General features: G+C 65.8%; 2 protein-coding genes. One reads left to right on the forward strand and one right to left on the reverse strand.

Annotation, left to right across the window (positions count from 1 at the left end; translation table 11 throughout):
- Nucleotides 1-348: 348 nt before the first annotated feature.
- The gene (locus BBK14_RS12050; protein WP_071062001.1) at nucleotides 349-1182 is read left to right on the forward strand and encodes a transposase family protein; all 834 of its coding nucleotides are present in this window, start codon (nucleotides 349-351) and stop codon (nucleotides 1180-1182) included.
- Between the two features lie 115 nt (nucleotides 1183-1297).
- On the opposite strand, the gene BBK14_RS12055 is transcribed toward BBK14_RS12050, so the two are convergent.
- Nucleotides 1298-2656 (reverse strand): hypothetical protein (locus BBK14_RS12055; RefSeq protein ID WP_241831418.1); only part of this gene is annotated, 1359 nt, incomplete at its 5' end.

The following is a 2656-nucleotide window of genomic DNA, read 5'->3' on the forward strand; positions in this document are numbered from 1 at the left end:
GGCTGGGAAGACCTGGCGGGAGAAATCGAATGCCGGCGGTGAACGGCGTCGGTAAGCCGTGTGAGGGAGAACCTCATGCACGGATTGACGGGGGGGCGGCTGGAAACGGAGCATGCCATGGACGGCCGGGATGAAAAACGCGGGGGAAACCACGCGGACAAAGGTACCGGACCTTGTGCCTAAAGCGAGATGCCACCGCGCCAGTCGCCTACCCTACAGCAACGGCCCGTGACGTTCGGTGGCCATTGCGCGGTGTGAGCGTCCCCGGGGCTGCGACGAAGGAGGCGCGGGGCTCCGATAGGAAGTTGTTCCGACCAAAGAGCAACTCCGAAGGAACCCCGCGCCTCCATGAGTTTCTCATACACCGCCGAGTTGCCCCTCGGCGATCACACCGTCTTCCGCCTGGCGGGTCTTCTCGTCGCGGAGCGTCAGCGTCGCGGCACCCGCAATGGCACCCGCACGCTGTCCACGCTGGAACAGGCGGTCATGGTCCTGCGCTGGTTCTGTGACGGCACCAGGACCAGCCGGCTCTTCAAGGATCACGGGGTATCCCGGTCGGTGGGCTACCTCTACCTACACGAGGGCATCGCCGTGCTCGCCTGGCAAGCCCCTGACCTGCGCGAAGCGCTGATGCGCGCCAGGATCGCCGGCTACGGCCGCCTCATCATCGACGGTACGATCATCGAGACCGACCGGCTACGCATGCCCGGCCCGACCGAGGGCGTGGACCTGTGGTGGTCCGGCAAGATCTCCAACCACGGCGGCAACGTCCAGGTCCTCTCGGCCCCCGACGACGGCTGGCCGCTGTGGATCTCGGACGTGCGGCCCGGCCGCGAGCACGACTCGACCGCGCTGAAAGCCTCCGGCGCACTGGCGATCCTCCAGGAGTGGACCGCCGACCTGCACGAGGTCCTGTTCGACCTCGGCTACGAAGGGTTGGGTAGCCCGGCCGGACCGCTCGCGACCGCCTACAAGAAGCCCAAGGCCGGCGCCCTCACCGACGAACAGAAGGCACACAACCGGATCCACAACGCGCTACGCGCCGTCGGCGAACGCGCGAACGCCCTGCTCAAGGTCACCTTCCGGCTGCTCCGCAACATCACGATCGACCCCTGGAAGATCGGACTCGTCGCGAAAGCCGCCCTTGTCATCCTCCACACCGAGCACCGCAGGACCGCCTGAACCCCAACACCGCAACACGGAACTGTTGCTACGCAAGGTGACGAATGGTTACCGGGAAAGGTTCACTGTAGTAAATCTTCCCGGTGAGGACTCCCGGTGAAGTGGCAAAACAGCTTCATGACTGTTGTGGCGGTTGATTCAGGGAATGGGTAATGTGCGCTGTGTGCTCCTGTTTGCCGATCCGAACGAGGAATTTGGTTGGTAGGGTGCTGCTGGCGCCATTGACGATCCATGCGTATGCGACGGATGGCAGAATTAAGGGGTCGGGGGGAATCCCCTGACTGGAGGTTCTAAGGAAGCGGAGGCTGATGGCGGGGCCGCTGCGTGGGAATGCCGTGCATGAGTCTTTCGGCGTTATGCTGGCCGCGATTCGGCATCCGGGATATGCGTCCAAAGTCGCCTGTGCCCATTCGTGGGCGGGGCGAGTGTGGCCATCAGAGCGTCGAACGAGGACGTCGGCGCTCTGCAGGAGTCCGAGGTCTGTCTCGGCGAGGTCGACGGCGAGGTGCCGGTCGCCGTGATCAGCGCCGGCCTGTGGATCGGTGTCGGCGGGGAAACGCAGTACGTCGACGGTACCGGTGTGAGGGCTCATCGCAGCGACGACGATGGTCGCGGAGACGACAGGTTGCGCGGTCTGGGGCGCGGGAACCCGCCTGGTGCTAGGTGCTCTGCCTGGAGCATCCAGGTCCATGAGCTGGTACATCAGCTTCTGGAGGGTCCGCAACGACTGGCCCGGAATATCGAATGTCCGACGGGTGAGGAGGGTGTAGCGGTCTGGTGTGTGGGCGCCTATCGCCTCGTCGATCTGTTCGCGGGGTGTTTCGGCACGGTCGAATCGGGGTGCGGACCGGATCAGGGCGGAGGTGGAGCCGTCGGGGTCGAGTTCGTCCTCGGTGCCGCCGCCAAGGAGGACCGGTGTGCCGATGGCGGCCGCGTAGGTCGCCACCGATCCGTGGTCTCCGATAAGCAGGTCTGCGGCGACCAGCGCGCCGCGCCAGCCTTCCCGAGCTGGGACGAGCTGCAGGCCGGCGCGAGTCGCGCGTTCCAGCCAGGCACGTGTCTGCCAGCCGCCGTGCCAGTGCCAGACGTTCGGATGCACAATCGCGGCCAGCCGGTACTCATCCATCGGGAGCTGCCCGAGGAGCCGGGTCGGTAGGTCGGGATCCTGTCCCAGTAACGACCAGCGTCCCCAGGTGGAGGTGAGTACCACAAGCGTCTGGTCGTCCTGAGTGTGCAGGGCCGCGCGGTACTCGTCGCGGTGACGAAGRCTCGCCAGGAGCCGGTCGTAGCAGGGATCGCCTGCCACGACCGTCCGAGGCACCGCTTCGGGGCAGCTCCTGCGGAGACGTTCGCGCTGCTCGGCATGCGACAACACGATGGCCGTGGGGACCACCCGTCCCTGGTGGACGAGTTGTTCCCGCGCCAGACCGTATACCGGTTTCCGGTTTCCGGTTTCCGGTTTCCGGTTTCCGGT

Origin of the sequence: Parafrankia soli (assembly GCF_001854695.1) — a bacterium.
Taxonomy (GTDB): Bacteria; Actinomycetota; Actinomycetes; order Frankiales; family Frankiaceae; genus Parafrankia; species Parafrankia soli.